Here is a 16,462-nt window from a genome sequence, read left to right on the forward strand (position 1 = left end):
ATTCTTCATAATATTTTACAAAAAAAATATATTATCTATAACTATTTAAAATCATTTTTTCATTATATCCTAAACTTCTAATACTTACTACTTACTCAAAAATCTCCTTTTCCCCTATCTTTCTAATTTCAACTTCCCCAATTTCCTTCAGAATTACAAAATTAATTCCATCACTTGTACTTTTCTTATCCCTTTTCATAATTTCAGAAATTTTGTCTTTCGGATATTCAATCTCAGTCGGTAAATTCAATGCCTTCAACAATTTCTCAATTTTTAAAAATTCATCCTTTTTAGTAAGCCCTTTTTTCTCTCCAATTTTTGTAATGTCTACCATTCCAGCAGAAATTGCTTCTCCATGCGAATATTTCTCATAATTTGTAAACTGCTCTATCGCATGTCCGATAGTATGTCCAAAATTCAATATCATTCTCAAGTTACTTTCCTTCTCATCTTTTTCCACAACTTCCTTCTTTATCTCACAAGAACGATAAACAAGCTCATTCACATATTTCATCAAATGTTCACGTAATTTTTTTATATAATTTTCATCATCTTGCGAAACCCCAATTTTTTCCACAATTTCCACAAGTCTGTCAAAAAACTTCTTATCATAAATACATCCATATTTCACAATTTCCGCAAATCCATCATAAAAATAGCGATTTGTTAATGTGTTCAAAAAATAATTATCAATTAAAACTAATTTTGGCTGGTGAAATGCCCCAATCAAATTTTTCCCCTCTGGCAAGTCAACTCCAACTTTTCCCCCAACGCTGCTGTCAACTTGGGAAACTATTGTCGTAGGAATTTGAATAAAACTAATCCCTCTCAAAAATGAGGCCGCTGCAAACCCAGCAATATCCCCAACAACTCCACCTCCAAAAGCCACGACTAAATCTTTTCTTTTTACACCAGCTTCTACCATCGCCGAATAAATTTCCGGCATAATTCTAATATGTTTGTTTTTTTCTCCAGCTTTTAGTACATAAACCGTGTAATCAAATCCACCAAACATTTTTTCATAAATATTTTTGTAAATTTCGTTCACATTCGAGTCAGTTATGACAAATAATTTTTTCCCGCTATAAATTTCTTTTATATATTTTGGAAAATCTTTCGCATAATTTTCCCCGATTATAATATCATAAGAATTTTTTTCCAAACCAACATTCAATATTTCCATAATTTTCTCCATCCTCTCTTTTGATAAATAATTATTAATCAAAATATGTAAATAAATTCTTAAAACGAATTATTTGTATATTAAAATATAGCAAAACCACTAAATTCAAACATTTAAAATGATTTTACTATATAAATTTTTATTTTAAATTATATCTTTTTTCAAGTTCCCTTTTTATATAAACTGACTGAAACTCTTCTTTTAACATATCCATTATAATTACATCATAAGTTTTTCCCAGAATTTCAACTGCTTTACGCAATCTCCCAGCTTCCTTAAAGCCTATTTTTTTATATAAATTATAAGCAACCTCATTATATTCAAATACATTTAACGATATATTTCTCAGATTTAAAAATGAAAAGCCGTAATCAAGTAGCAAGTTTATAGCTTCTATTCCATAACCTTTTCGCTGATATTTTGGATTTCCAAGCATAATTCCCATTTCAGCTGTTCTATGTATCTCTCCTACTGATTTAAAACCTACATTTCCCAAAAGTTCATCATTTTCCAATAATCTGACAGCAAATCTTTTCTCTTTTTTGATTGAATTTAATAATTCTTTTTCACTTTCAAAATCTATAATATTTGTATAGGAAAGATAACCCAAACCAACCGAAACTTTTATATCATTAACCATTTCAGCATATTCCTCAACATCATCAACAGAAATTGGCGAAAGATAAACATTATCACCAACCAATGTTTTTAAATATTTTTTCTTTTCAGAGCTATTTTCCATTTTATTCCTCCCAAATGAATTTCTCTTAATCAATTTTCTCTCTACGTTTTGTTGAAATTATAAATTTTTCCTTTAAAGTTCCTAAATCATTACTGTTCAGGGCATCTTTTATTATATCAAGTTCTCTTTCAAATTGCTGTATCATTTTCAAAAGATTTTTTTTATTTCCCATAAACAGTTCTGCCCACAAATCTTCATTTATCTTTGCAATTCTTGTCAAATCCCGATAAGAATCCCCAATAAATCGGTTTGTATCGTACTTTTCACTATCGCTATTCACGAGAGAAACTGCAATCGCATGCGTAAGCTGGCTAGTAAAAGCAATAATTTCATCATGTTCCTGTGCCTTAAGAAAACTGACTTTCTTAAAACCCATCAGCTTAACAATTTCTGAGAGCAATTCTAGATTTTCTTTTTTATTTTTTTCATCCTTAATAATTATATAATTTGCATCTTTAAATACTCTGTTGTCTGCAAAATCAATCCCACGTTTCTCACGTCCTGCCATAGGATGTCCAAAAATAAAGTCAATATTTCTTCCACTCTTCTCAATAATCGGATCAATATCCTTGATAATTTTCTCTTTAATTCCAACAACATCAGTAATTATCGCATTTTCCTTAAAATAATTAATATTATTCACAAAAAACGACTTCATCAAATTCGGATAAAGAGTAATTACCACAAAATCTGACTTTTCCAAAGGCTCCTTAGTTTCGAGAAAACCTTTATTTATCATATTTTTCTCTTCTGCCTTTTTTATCGTTTCCTCATCAATATCAATTCCATAAACAGTCTTAATGCCGATTTCCTTAAAGCTTTGTGCAAAAGCTGCTCCAATTACTCCAAGTCCTACTATTGTTACCGTTAAATTTTCTATTTTTTTCAAAATAATAGACACCCCCTTTTTATTAATTAAAAAGTTTATATAATTTCACGTAATTCATTTTTTATTTTTTCTATTACATCATCCCATTGATAATCTTCATCTTGTCTGAATAATCTAACACTGTCATACCAGGGACTGTCTTCCCTGTCCAGTAGCCACCTGAAATCAGGATGATAAGAAAGCATAATCCAGGTAGGTTTTCCTAAAGCACCAGCAAGATGGGCAACTGAAGTATCTATTGTAATAACTAAATCCATTTGACTTATTAATGCTGCCGTATCGGAAAAATCTTCTAATTCTGTATCCCAAAAGTATAGATTTTTAACTTTTTCTCCAGCTTGTCTATCTTCTTCTGATACATTTTTTTGCAAGCAATGGAATTTTGCATCAAGTGAAAATAATTTTCTTATTTTTTCAAATGAAACATTTCTAAATCTGCTCTTTTTATGTTCAGAATCACTTGTCCAAAATACCCCTATTTTCTTTTTCTTAGTGGCTCTTAATTTCTTTTTCCATTTTTCTTCAAATTGAGGTGGAACATCTATGTACTTTGATTTATACGGTATCTTATCAATATTATCTATTTGCAAGCAATGCGGTAAACTCATTAAAAAGGCATAATATTTAAACTCTGGAGTCAATTTTGCACCGTTTTCAAAAATTTCAATATCATTCTTTTCCAAGTTATATCTTAACAAACTATCTAATTCAACTTTATTTAAGACTGAAATATGTATTCCCCTATCTTTTAATTCCAAAATAAATCTAAAAAATTGAATATTATCACCTAGTCCTTGCTCTGCATAAATAAATAACTTGCTATTTTCTGTATTCTTTTCACCATTCCAATATGGTAAAGCAATTTCTCTATGATTTTTAGGAAAGTCATTATTATCAATTACCATTCCTCGACGCCACTCATAATACTGCCATCCTTCTCCTAATCTTCCCAATCTTAACATTATTAAAGCTTTATTTAACCAGCCTCTATGCAAATTTGGAGACATATGAGTAACTACATTCAAATCATTAAGTGCCAGTTGATACAATCCTAGCGCCTCCAATACTACCGAACGATTTCCATAACCACTTAATTCCTCTGGATATTCCAATATATAATCATCAAATTCTTTCAGTAATTCCAGCATTTCCTGTCTTGTTGCCATTTCTTCCGTCTTTAACTTTAATTCCTTACCAATTTTTATTTTTAATGCTTCTCTTTCATTCAGTTCCAAAACTACAAATTATCCTTTCTTTATTGTTATTTATAAAAATTATTTAAAACTCTTCCCTAACACATTTGCAATCTTCTCCACATCCTGCATCAAATCATCAAACACCTCAAATTTCAATGATTGAGGCCCATCTGACAATGCCTTGTCTGGTTCAGGGTGTACTTCTACCATAAGCCCATCTGCTCCAGCAGCAATTCCTGCCATTGCAAGTGGTTTTACCATCCAGTATTTTCCAGTTGCATGAGCTGAATCTACAATTATTGGCAAATGTGTCAATCTTTTGATCATAGGCACTGCATTTAAGTCCAATACGTTTCTGTAGGCCGTTTCATAAGTTCTAATCCCTCTTTCACAAAGAACTACATTTTCATTTCCACCAGCTAAAATATATTCTGCCGACATTAACCATTCTTCGATTGTTGCACTCAATCCTCTTTTCAGTAGGACTGGAATATTTGTTTTCCCAACTTCTTTCAGCAAATCAAAATTTTGCATATTTCTCGCACCTAACTGAATCATATCAAGATGTGGTCCAAATTCGTGCAATTGAGCGATTGACATAACTTCACATATTATTGGAAGCCCTGTTTCTTCTTTTGCTTTTTTCATTAATTCAATACCTTCCATTCCTAATCCTTGAAAGGCATAAGGCGATGTTCTCGGTTTTACAACTCCACCTCTTAAAATATTTGCTCCAGCCGCTTTTACAGCTTTTGCTGTATCAATTATCTGCTTCTCATTTTCCACAGAACAAGGTCCTGCCATCATCACAAGACTATTTCCTCCGATTTCGACATTTCCCACTTTTACAATAGTATCTTCTGGCTTAAATTTTCGGCTTGCTCTCTTATAAGGCTCTTGCACCCTTTGTACATCCAGCACGTAATCTAGAGCTTGAATATGTTTTATATCAATTGTACTAATATCTCCAACCAATCCTAAAATTAAATATTCTTTGCCAGCAATTAATTTAACGCTTACATTATTTTCTGTTTCCAATCTATTTATCAATTTTTCCAAGATTTTTTCACTTATTCCGCCATCTACTTTAATAATCATCATTTTTTCTCCTATTCCATTTTCATTACGTAAATTATAAAACGATTTCACTGTACAATATTAAATTAACCTACAACTACAGCTGTTCCGCTGCAAGTTACCATAAGCATTCCATTATCTGCTCCCAGCACTTCATAGTCCATTTTTACGCCAATAATAGCATTTGCTCCAAGACCTGCTGCTCTAGTTTTCATTTCTTCAAGAGCATTAGTTCTAGCTGCCAAGAGTTCATCTTCATATCCTTTTGATCTTCCTCCAAAAATATTTCTTAGATTTGCTCCTAAATCCTTAAACATATTAATTCCTGAAATAACCTCTCCAAATACAATCCCTTTGTATTCCACAACTTTCTTATCCTGAATTTCATTTGTAGTTGTAATAACCATTTTTCCTACCTCTTTTCCTTTTCCTGAATTTATGTAAAAAAAAGCTCTCTTAAAATAATTTTAGGAGAGGATAAAATCTAAATATTTATACATAACATTTATTTCTATATTTTACGATACTTTAATAGTCTATTTACTACAGTCAAAATTTATAAAAATTACTCCAATAAAGCCAAAATTATAAAATTTTGTTATTATTCTAAGGTAATCATTATATTCCAAACCTCTATATCCAGTAATTATAATTAATTAACTTTAAAATCATCTAATTTTCTTCAAAATATTTTCAAAATCAGTTAGATATAAGTTTCTATTCTTTTGTAAATTCTTTAAATTTTCAACATTACTAATTTTTCTAAACTACTAAACTACCTTTTGTATCTTTTTTCAATAAAATTAATTCCTTCTATCCTACTATCCTACTAATTATTTCATATATAATAACAAATATTAAATATATTGTCAACTATTAAAATTTATTAAGACAAAGTAAAATACAAGTAAAATATGTAAATATGAAAAAAAAACTATTACTATTAAATTTATTTAAATATTGCTAGTTTAATTTTATACAAATTTAGAAACTTGAATATATCTTATTTTTCAATGCTATCACTTTTAGTTTAATTACAATTTTATTTTTATTATTAAATTAAATTTTTTAATGTTTCTTTTAACATATGATTTTTAGGACTTTATACAATATTATAATTTGTTTCTTAATTTTATTTTAACATTAAAAACAAAAATAATTCTTTTAATATTCATATTTCATAAAGATTAACAAAAAATAAAATATACTCTAAAAAATCCCAAAATAATATGCTACAATTACTTCACTAAATTTATTTTTTTAATAAAATTTAAAATTAATTTATTTTAAATTATTGTATAGGAGAGTGATAAATCTATGTCATAGTGATGCTTTATATATTTTTTAAAATCAAAATTGATAATATTATTAAATAATAAAAAACAAGAAATAAAAGGAGGAACAATATTTATGAAAGAAAATAATGAAAGTTTTATTCGTTTTACAAATACAGACAATATAGAAGGAATAAATCAGGAAATGCAGAGAATTTTTCAGTTAAAAGACGGGGAAACTGAAGAAAAGAATATTGAAAAAATACAATTTGATAATCTAAAATTTGGAATTTATTTTTCAAAATGTAAAAAAAATAGCGAGAAAGTATTGGTTGTAAAAAATAAAAAGAAAGTAAGATGTGGAAATTATTTTATAAATGGGAGAAAAAAGGAATTTTATAGTGATTTGTACTTTTTAGTATTTCATCAAGAAGAAAAAGATAGAAATATAATTTTTGAAAATTTAATTGAGAAAATTTTAGGAATAATTAGAATTAAAGATACAATTCTATGATTTGACTTCTCGAATTTATAGGACTGGATAATATTAGGATTTTAGTCATATCTGTATTTTTGAAGTTAGATAATTAACAAAAAACTCCCGCTTATAGAAGTGGGAGTAGTTTATTTATCTAGGGCATGTCTGAAAACTCTTCAAATGATGAATTTTTAACAAATTTTTCCAAAATCAAAAATAATAAACACTGCTTTTATCGTGATTTGTATAATTTATAAAATCAAAAAAACATTAAATATAACATAGATTTTGAGTTTTCAGACACGGCCTAAACAAAATACGTATAATTTTGGTTTTGGCATAGTAAAAATTTATTTTCAAAATTTTAGAATCGGTTAGTTTTCATTCATTCTGTTAAAAAAAATTTAAATATGCTCTAGAATTATCGAGAAAATTTACCAAAATTTTTCTGAACTTTTTTCATATCTCTTTCAATATCTTTCCTTTTCAACGACTCTCTCTTATCGTGCATCTTTTTACCTTTTGCAAGCCCTATTTCCATTTTTACAAGCCTTTGCTTTGTATAAACTGAAATCGGAACAATAGTATATCCCTGTTCCTTAATTTTTTCGCTCCATTTTTTTATTTCACGTCTATTCAAAAGTAATTTTCTCACACGAGATTCTGCTACATTGTTGATATTTCCAAATTCATAAGGTGTAATATGCATATTCATTACAAAAACTTCATCCCGTATAATTCTTATAAAACTTTCTTTTATGCTGACTTTTCCAGCTTTTACCGATTTTACTTCCGTTCCCACAAGCTCAATACCCGCTTCCAGCTTATCTTCTATGAAGTAATCATGAAAAGCCTTTTTATTTCTGGCTAATACTGGCATTTTCCCTCCTTTTGCTATTTTATTTTTTATTCTTCTTCAATTTCGTCAATTTTTACTTTTTCTTCTACATAAGGTATAACCTCAATTTCCATTTTTGCATAACTTGCACTTACAATGCTTACTTTCATTGTGCTTCCCATAGTGTAGGACTCATTATTTCTTTTATCCACAATTTTAAAGTTTTCCTCATCATAAATAAAGTTATCACGTGCTGTTGTAACATTGTAAACCACTTCTATGTGATTTTCCAGCTCCATAAATATTTTATTTTTATTCATTCCGCTAAGTCTAGCAATATAAACTTGTCCAATTTTATCCTGCATATATTCAATTAACTTGATTTTTACACTGTCTTCTTCCAGTTTATCCGCTACTCTTTCAGTTCTCGAAATACTTGAGGCAATCGCTTCAAAATTAGCTCCATATTTAGCCTTTTCCTTTTCATTCATAAATTTTTCAATCGAACGTCCAAGCATTCTGTGAACAATTAAGTCAGAATAACGACGTATCGGTGATGTAAAGTGCAAATAATATTTAGAAGCAAGACCAAAATGTCCCAGATTTTTGTTGGCATATCTTGCACGCTGCATTGCCCGTAAAATTAATTTGTGAATCAGGTAGCCTTCTGGCAGTCCTGTCGTTCTTTCTATAATATTCTGAAATTTACCAGGATGTATTTCTTCCAATCCTTTTAGAGAATATCCAAATTTTATCAAAGTTTCATTCAATGCCTGAACTTTCGCCTTGTCAGGATCTTCGTGGACTCTGTAAATTGCTGGAATTTCTTCCCAGAAAAGTTTTTCGGCCACAGTTTCATTTGCAATAACCATAAAATCTTCAATAATTCTTTCTGCTTCCCCTCTAGAACGCAATACGATGTCCTTTACGGCTTTATTCTCATCTAAGACTACCTTTATCTCAGGTAATTCAAAATCAATGCTCCCACGTCTCTTTTTGTTGTTTCTGATGATTTTAGATAGCTCCAGCATATTTTTTAGCATTTCATCAATTTTTCTATATTTGTCATAAAGAACTTTGTATTCTTCAGATTCTTCATTTTTTTCCAAAATTGTATTTACATTTTCGTAAGTCATTCGGTATTTGGATTTTATAACCGACTTATAAAAATCATTTTTCACAACCTTACCTCTTTTGTCCAAATCCATTTCTACGGTAAAAGTTAGCTTATCCTCATTCGGATTAAGTGAACAAAGATTATTTGACAATTTTCGTGGCAACATTGGAATTACCCTGTCTACAAGATAAATCGAGTTCCCACGTTTTAACGCATCCATATCAAGTTCTGTATTTTCTCTTACATAATAAGAAACATCGGCAATACTTACAAAAAGTTTATACCCATCTTCTGTTTTTTCCACATAAACCGCATCATCCAAATCTTTCGCATCAGAGCCGTCAATTGTAATAATATCAAGATGTCGCAAATCTTTCCGATTTTTTAGCTCATCTGAAATATCTTCATCAATTTTGTCCAGTTCCTGTAACACTTCATTTGGAAATTTCTCCTCAATTCCTTCATTCAGAAGTAATGATGAAATAAGAGCTTCTGTGTCTTTAGGGCTGCCCAGAATACTCACAATTGCACCTTCAGGCTTTCTTTCCTCATCTCCCCAAAAATCCACTTTTACAGCGACTAAATCTCCAGTTTTTGCTCCTCTTATTAATTTTTTAGGAATATAAATATCCTTTGGGGAATTTCTTGGACGCACAAAGCCAAAACTCAAATTATTCTCAAAAACTCCAACGATAACATTGCGGTTTCTTTTTATAACTTTATAGACTTCACCTTCACGTTTTTTAGTTCCATCTGAACTTTGCTTCAAAATACGTACCAGAACCGTATCCCCGTTCATAGCTGTATTTAAATAGGCTCCTGGAATAAAGACGCTAGCTTCTCCATTAATATCAAGAAATCCAAAATTTCCGCTAGAAATAGAAATTTCACCCTTCACAAACCCTTCCTTCTCAGGCAAGGTATATCTTCCATTTCTTTTCAAATAAATGTCGCCACTTTCTTCCCACGCATTCAAAAGCTGCTTATACATTTTCCGTTTTTTCTGGCTCCATTCAAGAAGCTGCAATATTTCCTGAAAAGTAAACTCGTACTCGGCTAGAACTTGTCGTAAATATTTTAATTCCTGCTCTTCTTTAAGTTCCATCTTTTGAGTTTTCTGATTTTCCTTTTTAGCATTATAATTTTTTCCGCTAAATTTTTTTTCTTTATGAAAATTTTTATAATTATTTTCACTGTTTTTATCTTTATGTTTTTCTTTCTTTTTTTTATTTCCCATATTCCACCTCTTGTTTTTTCCGAACTATAAAATTATCAAATAAATTTTTAGATTGAGTTCTATTTTTCTTTTTTATTTTCTTTCTAAAAATTTAAATTTGATTAGCTATCAATGAATTTCGAAATTTTATAACATTTGGATGAATAATCGAATCTTTTGAAAGTAAATATTTCAATTTTTCTTCAATTTCAAATTTTATCGCCTTGTCCAAATCTATTTTAGCCAAATCTCTAGCAGTTTCCACACCTTCCCAGCTTCTCGCCTCTTCAATTGCATCAGCAAGATAGACTATTTTTGCAAGAGTGCTCATATTTTCACTTCCGATTGTATGATATTTCACACCATCTAGAATTTCCTCATCATCAATTCCAAATAATTCATAATTTTGACGTACAAATTCCGCTCCTGCAAATCCATGCAAAACTGCTGTAGATTTTGACATTTTATCTTCCACTTCAGGATATTTTCCCTTCGTCAAGTCAATCATAACTGACAAATCAAAAAATTTTGCCACATCATGAAGCCAAGCCGAAGCTTCCACTTTTTCCACAGGTGCGTTATATATTTGTGCCAATTCTACAGCACATTTTACAACTCTTTCCACATGATTGTATCTTTTTTCATCCAAATAACTTCTTACATTTTTCTTTATTTTCTTTATATCTATCATAGTTTTCCCCTTACTTAAAAATAAATATCTGTATCAGTGCTATTATTATACTACACCGTAGAAAAAAAGACAAGAAAGGTATTTGGGGGAAACAGATAAAAATAAAACAATTGACAAAATAGGATAAATACTGTATTATGATAGGGTAAATAAAGAAATGTAGTTATTTTTTAGTAATTTGATGAAAATTAAATATTGAAAAAACTGGACATTTATTTACTTTTTTGTTATAATAGAAAGGATCCGAGGTGATTATTTATGGCAAAACAGGATGTTCTTGAGCTGGAAGGTGAAATCATTGAAGCATTACCAAATGCGATGTTTCAAGTAAGGCTTGAAAATGGACACGAAGTTTTAGGACATATCTCAGGAAAAATGAGAATGAACTATATAAAAATTTTACCAGGGGATAAAGTTACAGTGGAGGTCTCTCCATATGACTTATCAAGAGGTAGAATTGTATATAGAAAAAAATAACAGTTGGAAGGAGGGTTTTTAGTGAAAGTAAAAGCTTCAGTAAAACCTATTTGTGACAAATGTAAAATCGTTAAACGTCACGGAAAAGTAAGAGTAATATGCGAAAACCCTAAACACAAACAAATACAAGGATAATTTTAAAATATTTTTTATTTTAAAAAACAGATTAATAAACCTAAAAACATTTTTATTAAAATATGTTATAGATAAAAAACAAAATACTATGGATATTGAAATAAAGATTGTAAAGGTATGTTTAGCTGTAGGGCTTATTCCTTATATTGTTTATGTGAGGGCATATTGAAGAAGATTAAAAATATCAAAACGAGGAGGAAAAAATTTGGCTAGAATAGCAGGAGTAGATATTCCAAGAAATAAAAGAGTAGAAGTTTCTTTGACTTACATTTTTGGAATTGGTAGAAGCACTTCAAACAAAATTTTAGGAGCAACTGGTATCGACAGAGATACAAGAGTAAAAGATTTGACAGAAGAACAAGTAGCAAAATTAAGAGCTGCCGTGGAAGAGTACAAAATTGAAGGTGAGTTAAGAAAAGAAATTAGACTTAACATCAAACGTCTACTTGACATTAAGAGTTACAGAGGATTAAGACATAGAAATGGATTACCTGTAAGAGGACAAAAAACTAAAACAAATGCAAGAACTAGAAAAGGGCCAGTTAGAATGGCAATTGCTAAGAAAAAATAATAGACTATTAAGTTAAAGGAGGAAACCGTAAGTGGCAAAAAGACCAGCAACTTCAAAAAAGAAAAAATTAAAAAATATTCCTAATGGAATCGCATATATACATTCTACTTTTAATAATACTGTTGTTACTATAACAGATTCAGAAGGTAAAGTAGTAATCTGGAAATCAGGAGGGACTTCAGGGTTCAAAGGAACTAAAAAAGGAACTCCATTCGCAGCTCAAATAGCGGCTGAACAAGCAGCTCAAGTTGCAATTGAAAACGGAATGAAACAAATCGAAATCAAAATAAAAGGACCTGGATCTGGAAGAGAAGCTTCTATAAGATCAATACAGGCTACTGGATTAGAAGTAACAAGAATAGTTGATATAACTCCAGTACCTCATAATGGTGCAAGACCACCTAAAAAGAGAAGACCGTAATTTTATAAACTAAGGAGGAAAAAGATAAATGGCAAGAGATAGACAGCCTGTGTTAAAAAGATGTAGAAATCTTGGTTTAGATCCTATTGTTTTAGGGGTAAACAAAAAATCAAATAGAAATATTAGACCAAATGCAAATAGAAAATTAACTGAATACGGAACACAACAAAGAGAAAAACAAAAAGTAAAATTCGTTTATGGAGTAATGGAAAAACAATTCTATAAATTATACGAAGAAGCAACAAGAAAAGAAGGAGTAACAGGGGAACTTTTACTTCAATATCTTGAAAGAAGATTAGATAACGTAATTTACAGATTAGGATTTGGTGCTACAAGAAGACAAGCAAGACAAATCGTAAGTCATGGACATATTTTAATTAATGGAAAAAGAGTAAACATTGCATCATACAGAGTAAAGCAAGGTGATGTAATTACAGTTAAGGAAGATTCTAAAGAATTAGCTTTAATTAAAGAATCTGTTGGACAAAAAACAGTTCCAGGATGGTTATCACTTGAAGAAGGAGCTTTGACAGCTAAAGTGTTAGAAAATCCAGGAAGAGATGCAGTTGACTTTGAAGTTGACGAAGCGATGATTATCGAGTTCTACTCTAGATAATAATATTTTAATCGGAGGAGATGAATTAGCTTGTTAAATATTGAAAAAATAGCTAAAAATGTAAGATTAACTGAAGAAAAAGAAGATAATTATACAGCAAAGTACACACTAGAGCCTCTGTATAGAGGATATGGAAATACTATTGGAAATGCACTTAGAAGAATATTGTTATCATCAATTCCAGGAACTGCAATAAAAGGAATTAAAATTGAAGGTGTATTAAATGAATTTTCTACAATAGAAGGTGTAAAAGAAGCAGTTACAGATATTATTTTAAATGTGAAGGAAATAGTAGTTGAATCTGACGAGCCTGGTGAAAAGAAAATGACGCTTTCAGTAAAAGGACCAGCTGTAATTACAGCAGCAGATATTCATGTAGAACCTGGATTAAAAATTATAAATCCTGAACAAGTTATTATGACTGTTACAACTGATAAACAAATTGACATAGAATTTCTTGTTGATTCTGGAGAAGGATTTGTAGTTTCTGATGAAATTAATACTGATGGATGGCCAATAGGATATTTAGCAGTTGATGCGATTTATACACCTATCAAAAGAGTAAACTATAGTGTTGAAGATACAATGGTTGGACGTGTTACAAATTATGACAAGTTAATTTTAGAAATTGCAACAGATGGAAGTATCGAAATAAAAGATGCTTTATCTTATGCAGTAGAATTATTGACTTGGCATTTAGAGCCATTTACAAATATTGGAAACAGTATGAGTAAATACCGAGATAGTGAAGATGAATTAACAGTAACAGCTGAAGAAAATGAAAATAATATTGAAGATATGAAAATAGAAGAATTAGACTTTACAGTACGTTCTTATAACTGCTTGAAAAAAGCGGGAGTAAATACAATTTCAGATTTAACTTCAATGACTTATAATGAATTATTGAAAATTAAGAATTTAGGGAAAAAATCACTAAATGAAATTATCGATAAAATGAAAGAACTTGGTTATGATTTAGGCGATACTTCGAGTAACGATGAATAATCAAGATAAATAAAATATTTAAACTAGACTTAAAATAAAATTCTAAATGAGGAGGGAAAATGAATCATAATAAATCATACAGAAAATTAGGTAGAAGAACTGATCACAGATTAGCTATGCTTAAAAATATGACAATTTCTTTAGTGGAACATGAGCAAATTGAAACAACTGTAACACGTGCTAAAGAATTAAGAAAATTCGCTGAAAAAGCAATTACTTTAGGGAAAAAATATAATAATTCAACTGATGCGGCAAGAAGAGTGCATTTGAGAAGACAGGCTTTCGCATTTTTAAGAAACGAAGGAGCAGTTGCAAAAATCTTTAATGAAATTGCACCTAAATACGCTGAAAGAAATGGTGGTTACACAAGAATCATCAAAACTGATGTTAGACGTGGAGATTCAGCTGAATTGGCAATTATTGAATTAGTATAATATTTTATAAATATCTGAAAGGCATAGGTTTTATTACTTATGTCCTTTTTTATATATTTATACTATTCCCCGTTTAAATAGCGAAGGTTTAATAAATTTTGAATTACATACTATTTTAGTAAGGAATTAAAACTTTTGGTCCTTAACATAGTTTCTATTTTATAATGGGATTTAGTATTAGATTATTTTATTTAATACCGATTTTTACTATTTTTATTAGTTTTTTTTTTTCGCAGGATTGCTCATTGCCGTAAATCCTGCACCTATGGCTAGACTACGACTTTTATTTGCCCAACTCCGAAACTCCTCCTTATAGTCGTCAAACAGTCGTAGTTGAACAAATAAAAGCTCCGTCGGTTTATTAAAACAAAAAATTATATTTTAATTATTTTGAAATACTAGGTTCTTATCCTTTGTTGGAAAAGTTTGTAATAAATTCATTATTTAAATGGAGGTTAGTACTAAATTATGTGAAAAGGAGTTATATATGAATAATAAAATAAAATTAATGATAATTAGTTTAATGGTTTCATCAATGGTAATAGGAGCAAATAGTGATAAAAAAGTTAATACAAACGTTTCTGCAAGTCAAAAGGATATTCAAAATAATGGAAAAGATTCAGAAAAAAAACCGCAGCAAATGGAAGGACCTATGAAAAAAACTGTGATAACTGAAGATATGATAGTTAATAAAACTGCTAATGGATATAACTTGAATTTTGATGTAAATAAAAACTATACAACTAAGACAGCTACTGTTAATGGGAAAACAGTTACTTATCGTGCTTATGAAAATATAGTTTATGTGGCAAAGCCTGCTGATATTGCTTATCAAACTATAAATATTTATATTCCTGAAGAATATTTTAAAAATAAGACTGTTGGAAAATATAATGCGAGAACTGCACCAATATTTTTCCCCAATACAGTTGGAGGATATATGCCTGGAGCAGCTGGAATACCCGGAAATGGAAGAGATGGACAGCCTGATGCTTCACTAATCGCATTATCAAATGGATATGTTGTGGCAAGTCCTGGAGCTAGAGGTAGAACTTTGGAAAAAGATGGGAAATACACAGGAAAGGCACCTGCTGTGATTCTAGATTTAAAGGCGGCTGTGAGATATTTACGATATAATGATAATAAAATGCCAGGAAGAGCAGATAGAATTATTTCCAATGGGACAAGTGCTGGAGGAGGTGTTTCAGCTTTACTTGGTGCAACTGGAAATAATACAGATTATGAGCCATATCTAAAGGAAATTGGAGCATTGAACGCAAGAGACGATATTTATGCTGTGTCAGCTTATTGCCCAATAACTAACTTGGATAATGCAAATACAGCTTACGAGTGGATGTTTAACAATATAAAAACGTATAAAAAGATAGAGATTTCAATGTTAGATTACAATGTGGAAAGAAAATATACCGAAGGTACATTGACTGATGATGAAATTTCACGTTCAAATGACTTGAAGAAAATGTTTCCTGCCTATTTAAATAGTTTAAAATTAAAAGGTAAAAATGGGAAACTTTTGACATTAGATAAAAATGGGAATGGAAGTTTTAAGGAACAAATAAAGCAATATTATATTGATTCAGCAAATGTAGCTTTGAAAAAAGGAACTGATTTGTCAGAGTTTGAATTTTTAACAATAAAAAATGGTAAAGTTGTAGATTTGGATTATGATAAATATATAGTTTATATGGGAAGACAAAAAACACCTGGAGCCTTTGACAATGTGGATTTATCAACTGGAGAAAACAATGAGTTTGGAGATGAAACTACAAATAATAAACATTTTACAGAATATATGTTGAAACATTCAACAGTAAATGGAACAATGGCTGATAAAAAAATAATAAAAATGATGAATCCGATGAATTATTTGTCAAATACAAAAGTAAAATACTGGAGAATAAGACATGGTGCGGTTGATAAGGATACTTCACTTGCAATACCTGCAATACTTGCCATAAAGTTGCAAAATCTTGGTAAAAACGTTGATTTCGCATCGCCTTGGGCAACTCCGCATTCTGGAGATTATGATTTGGATGAATTGTTTAGATGGATGGATAAAGTTGTAGCAGAAGGAAGATAGT

18 protein-coding genes are annotated in these 16,462 nt (G+C 30.0%); 9 read left to right on the forward strand and 9 right to left on the reverse strand.

Going from position 1 to position 16,462, the window contains the following annotated elements:
- Positions 1-91: 91 nt before the first annotated feature.
- The 6 genes from aroB to LEBU_RS09910 form a co-directional block, all read right to left on the reverse strand.
- The gene (gene aroB / locus LEBU_RS09885) at positions 92-1,183 is read right to left on the reverse strand and encodes a 3-dehydroquinate synthase (RefSeq protein ID WP_015770194.1); all 1,092 of its coding nucleotides are present in this window, start codon (positions 1,181-1,183) and stop codon (positions 92-94) included.
- 139 nt (positions 1,184-1,322) lie between these two features.
- Entirely contained in the window at positions 1,323-1,925 is a 603-nt protein-coding gene (locus tag LEBU_RS09890; protein ID WP_015770195.1) for a GNAT family N-acetyltransferase, read from the reverse strand.
- Between the two features lie 25 nt (positions 1,926-1,950).
- Positions 1,951-2,814: a prephenate dehydrogenase gene (locus LEBU_RS09895; RefSeq protein ID WP_015770196.1), complete on the reverse strand. Its 864-nt coding sequence runs from the start codon at positions 2,812-2,814 to the stop codon at positions 1,951-1,953.
- A 35-nt stretch (positions 2,815-2,849) separates the two neighbouring features.
- A complete protein-coding gene (locus LEBU_RS09900; protein ID WP_015770197.1) occupies positions 2,850-4,049 on the reverse strand; it encodes a glycosyltransferase family 9 protein in 1,200 nt (399 codons plus the stop codon).
- 39 nt (positions 4,050-4,088) lie between these two features.
- Positions 4,089-5,108 (reverse strand): 3-deoxy-7-phosphoheptulonate synthase, encoded by a 1,020-nt coding sequence (gene aroF / locus LEBU_RS09905; RefSeq protein WP_041760660.1) that lies wholly within the window; start codon positions 5,106-5,108, stop codon positions 4,089-4,091.
- Between the two features lie 65 nt (positions 5,109-5,173).
- Positions 5,174-5,494 carry a putative heavy metal-binding protein gene (locus tag LEBU_RS09910; protein WP_015770199.1) on the reverse strand — a complete coding sequence of 107 codons (321 nt, stop codon included), beginning with the start codon at positions 5,492-5,494 and terminating at the stop codon, positions 5,174-5,176.
- 1,003 nt (positions 5,495-6,497) lie between these two features.
- Between LEBU_RS09910 and LEBU_RS09915 the strand changes: the two genes are divergently transcribed.
- A complete protein-coding gene (locus LEBU_RS09915; RefSeq protein WP_015770200.1) occupies positions 6,498-6,875 on the forward strand; it encodes a hypothetical protein in 378 nt (125 codons plus the stop codon).
- A 385-nt stretch (positions 6,876-7,260) separates the two neighbouring features.
- Here the strand turns inward: LEBU_RS09915 and smpB are convergent, their stop codons facing one another.
- The 3 genes from smpB to yqeK form a co-directional block, all read right to left on the reverse strand.
- Positions 7,261-7,719 (reverse strand): SsrA-binding protein SmpB, encoded by a 459-nt coding sequence (gene smpB, locus LEBU_RS09920; protein ID WP_015770201.1) that lies wholly within the window; start codon positions 7,717-7,719, stop codon positions 7,261-7,263.
- A gap of 26 nt (positions 7,720-7,745) precedes the next feature.
- Positions 7,746-10,031, reverse strand: a complete 2,286-nt coding sequence (gene rnr / locus LEBU_RS09925; RefSeq protein WP_015770202.1) for a ribonuclease R — start codon at positions 10,029-10,031, stop codon at positions 7,746-7,748.
- A gap of 91 nt (positions 10,032-10,122) precedes the next feature.
- A complete protein-coding gene (gene yqeK, locus LEBU_RS09930; RefSeq protein ID WP_015770203.1) occupies positions 10,123-10,701 on the reverse strand; it encodes a bis(5'-nucleosyl)-tetraphosphatase (symmetrical) YqeK in 579 nt (192 codons plus the stop codon).
- Between the two features lie 258 nt (positions 10,702-10,959).
- Here yqeK and infA point away from each other — a divergent pair, with 258 nt between their 5' ends.
- From infA to LEBU_RS09970, 8 genes are all read left to right on the forward strand, one after another.
- The gene (infA, locus tag LEBU_RS09935; RefSeq protein ID WP_006805851.1) at positions 10,960-11,178 is read left to right on the forward strand and encodes a translation initiation factor IF-1; all 219 of its coding nucleotides are present in this window, start codon (positions 10,960-10,962) and stop codon (positions 11,176-11,178) included.
- Between the two features lie 21 nt (positions 11,179-11,199).
- Positions 11,200-11,313: a 50S ribosomal protein L36 gene (gene rpmJ, locus LEBU_RS09940; protein WP_015770204.1), complete on the forward strand. Its 114-nt coding sequence runs from the start codon at positions 11,200-11,202 to the stop codon at positions 11,311-11,313.
- 205 nt (positions 11,314-11,518) lie between these two features.
- Positions 11,519-11,884 carry a 30S ribosomal protein S13 gene (gene rpsM, locus LEBU_RS09945; RefSeq protein ID WP_006805850.1) on the forward strand — a complete coding sequence of 122 codons (366 nt, stop codon included), beginning with the start codon at positions 11,519-11,521 and terminating at the stop codon, positions 11,882-11,884.
- A gap of 31 nt (positions 11,885-11,915) precedes the next feature.
- A complete protein-coding gene (gene rpsK / locus LEBU_RS09950) occupies positions 11,916-12,305 on the forward strand; it encodes a 30S ribosomal protein S11 (RefSeq protein ID WP_015770205.1) in 390 nt (129 codons plus the stop codon).
- Positions 12,306-12,333: 28 nt separating this feature from the next.
- Positions 12,334-12,921: a 30S ribosomal protein S4 gene (gene rpsD, locus LEBU_RS09955; protein ID WP_006805848.1), complete on the forward strand. Its 588-nt coding sequence runs from the start codon at positions 12,334-12,336 to the stop codon at positions 12,919-12,921.
- Positions 12,922-12,951: 30 nt separating this feature from the next.
- Positions 12,952-13,926, forward strand: a complete 975-nt coding sequence (locus tag LEBU_RS09960) for a DNA-directed RNA polymerase subunit alpha (RefSeq protein WP_015770206.1) — start codon at positions 12,952-12,954, stop codon at positions 13,924-13,926.
- 59 nt (positions 13,927-13,985) lie between these two features.
- Positions 13,986-14,360: a 50S ribosomal protein L17 gene (gene rplQ / locus LEBU_RS09965; protein ID WP_015770207.1), complete on the forward strand. Its 375-nt coding sequence runs from the start codon at positions 13,986-13,988 to the stop codon at positions 14,358-14,360.
- A 487-nt stretch (positions 14,361-14,847) separates the two neighbouring features.
- Positions 14,848-16,461, forward strand: a complete 1,614-nt coding sequence (locus tag LEBU_RS09970) for a subtype B tannase (RefSeq protein WP_015770208.1) — start codon at positions 14,848-14,850, stop codon at positions 16,459-16,461.
- Position 16,462 lies beyond the last annotated feature (1 nt).

This window comes from Leptotrichia buccalis C-1013-b, assembly GCF_000023905.1.
Classification (GTDB): domain Bacteria; phylum Fusobacteriota; class Fusobacteriia; order Fusobacteriales; family Leptotrichiaceae; genus Leptotrichia; species Leptotrichia buccalis.

Excerpts from the sequence above, each read along its gene's own strand:
- LEBU_RS09890 (WP_015770195.1), bottom strand. The coding sequence starts at position 1,925 with ATGGAAAATAGCTCTGAAAAGAAAAAATATTTAAAAACATTGGTTGGT.
- rplQ (WP_015770207.1), top strand. The coding sequence starts at position 13,986 with ATGAATCATAATAAATCATACAGAAAATTAGGTAGAAGAACTGATCAC.
- infA (WP_006805851.1), top strand. The coding sequence starts at position 10,960 with ATGGCAAAACAGGATGTTCTTGAGCTGGAAGGTGAAATCATTGAAGCA.
- yqeK (WP_015770203.1), bottom strand. The coding sequence starts at position 10,701 with ATGATAGATATAAAGAAAATAAAGAAAAATGTAAGAAGTTATTTGGAT.
- LEBU_RS09915 (WP_015770200.1), top strand. The coding sequence starts at position 6,498 with ATGAAAGAAAATAATGAAAGTTTTATTCGTTTTACAAATACAGACAAT.
- aroB (WP_015770194.1), bottom strand. The coding sequence starts at position 1,183 with ATGGAAATATTGAATGTTGGTTTGGAAAAAAATTCTTATGATATTATA.
- smpB (WP_015770201.1), bottom strand. The coding sequence starts at position 7,719 with ATGCCAGTATTAGCCAGAAATAAAAAGGCTTTTCATGATTACTTCATA.
- rpsD (WP_006805848.1), top strand. The coding sequence starts at position 12,334 with ATGGCAAGAGATAGACAGCCTGTGTTAAAAAGATGTAGAAATCTTGGT.
- rnr (WP_015770202.1), bottom strand. The coding sequence starts at position 10,031 with ATGGGAAATAAAAAAAAGAAAGAAAAACATAAAGATAAAAACAGTGAA.
- LEBU_RS09970 (WP_015770208.1), top strand. The coding sequence starts at position 14,848 with ATGAATAATAAAATAAAATTAATGATAATTAGTTTAATGGTTTCATCA.
- aroF (WP_041760660.1), bottom strand. The coding sequence starts at position 5,108 with ATGATTATTAAAGTAGATGGCGGAATAAGTGAAAAAATCTTGGAAAAA.
- LEBU_RS09910 (WP_015770199.1), bottom strand. The coding sequence starts at position 5,494 with ATGGTTATTACAACTACAAATGAAATTCAGGATAAGAAAGTTGTGGAA.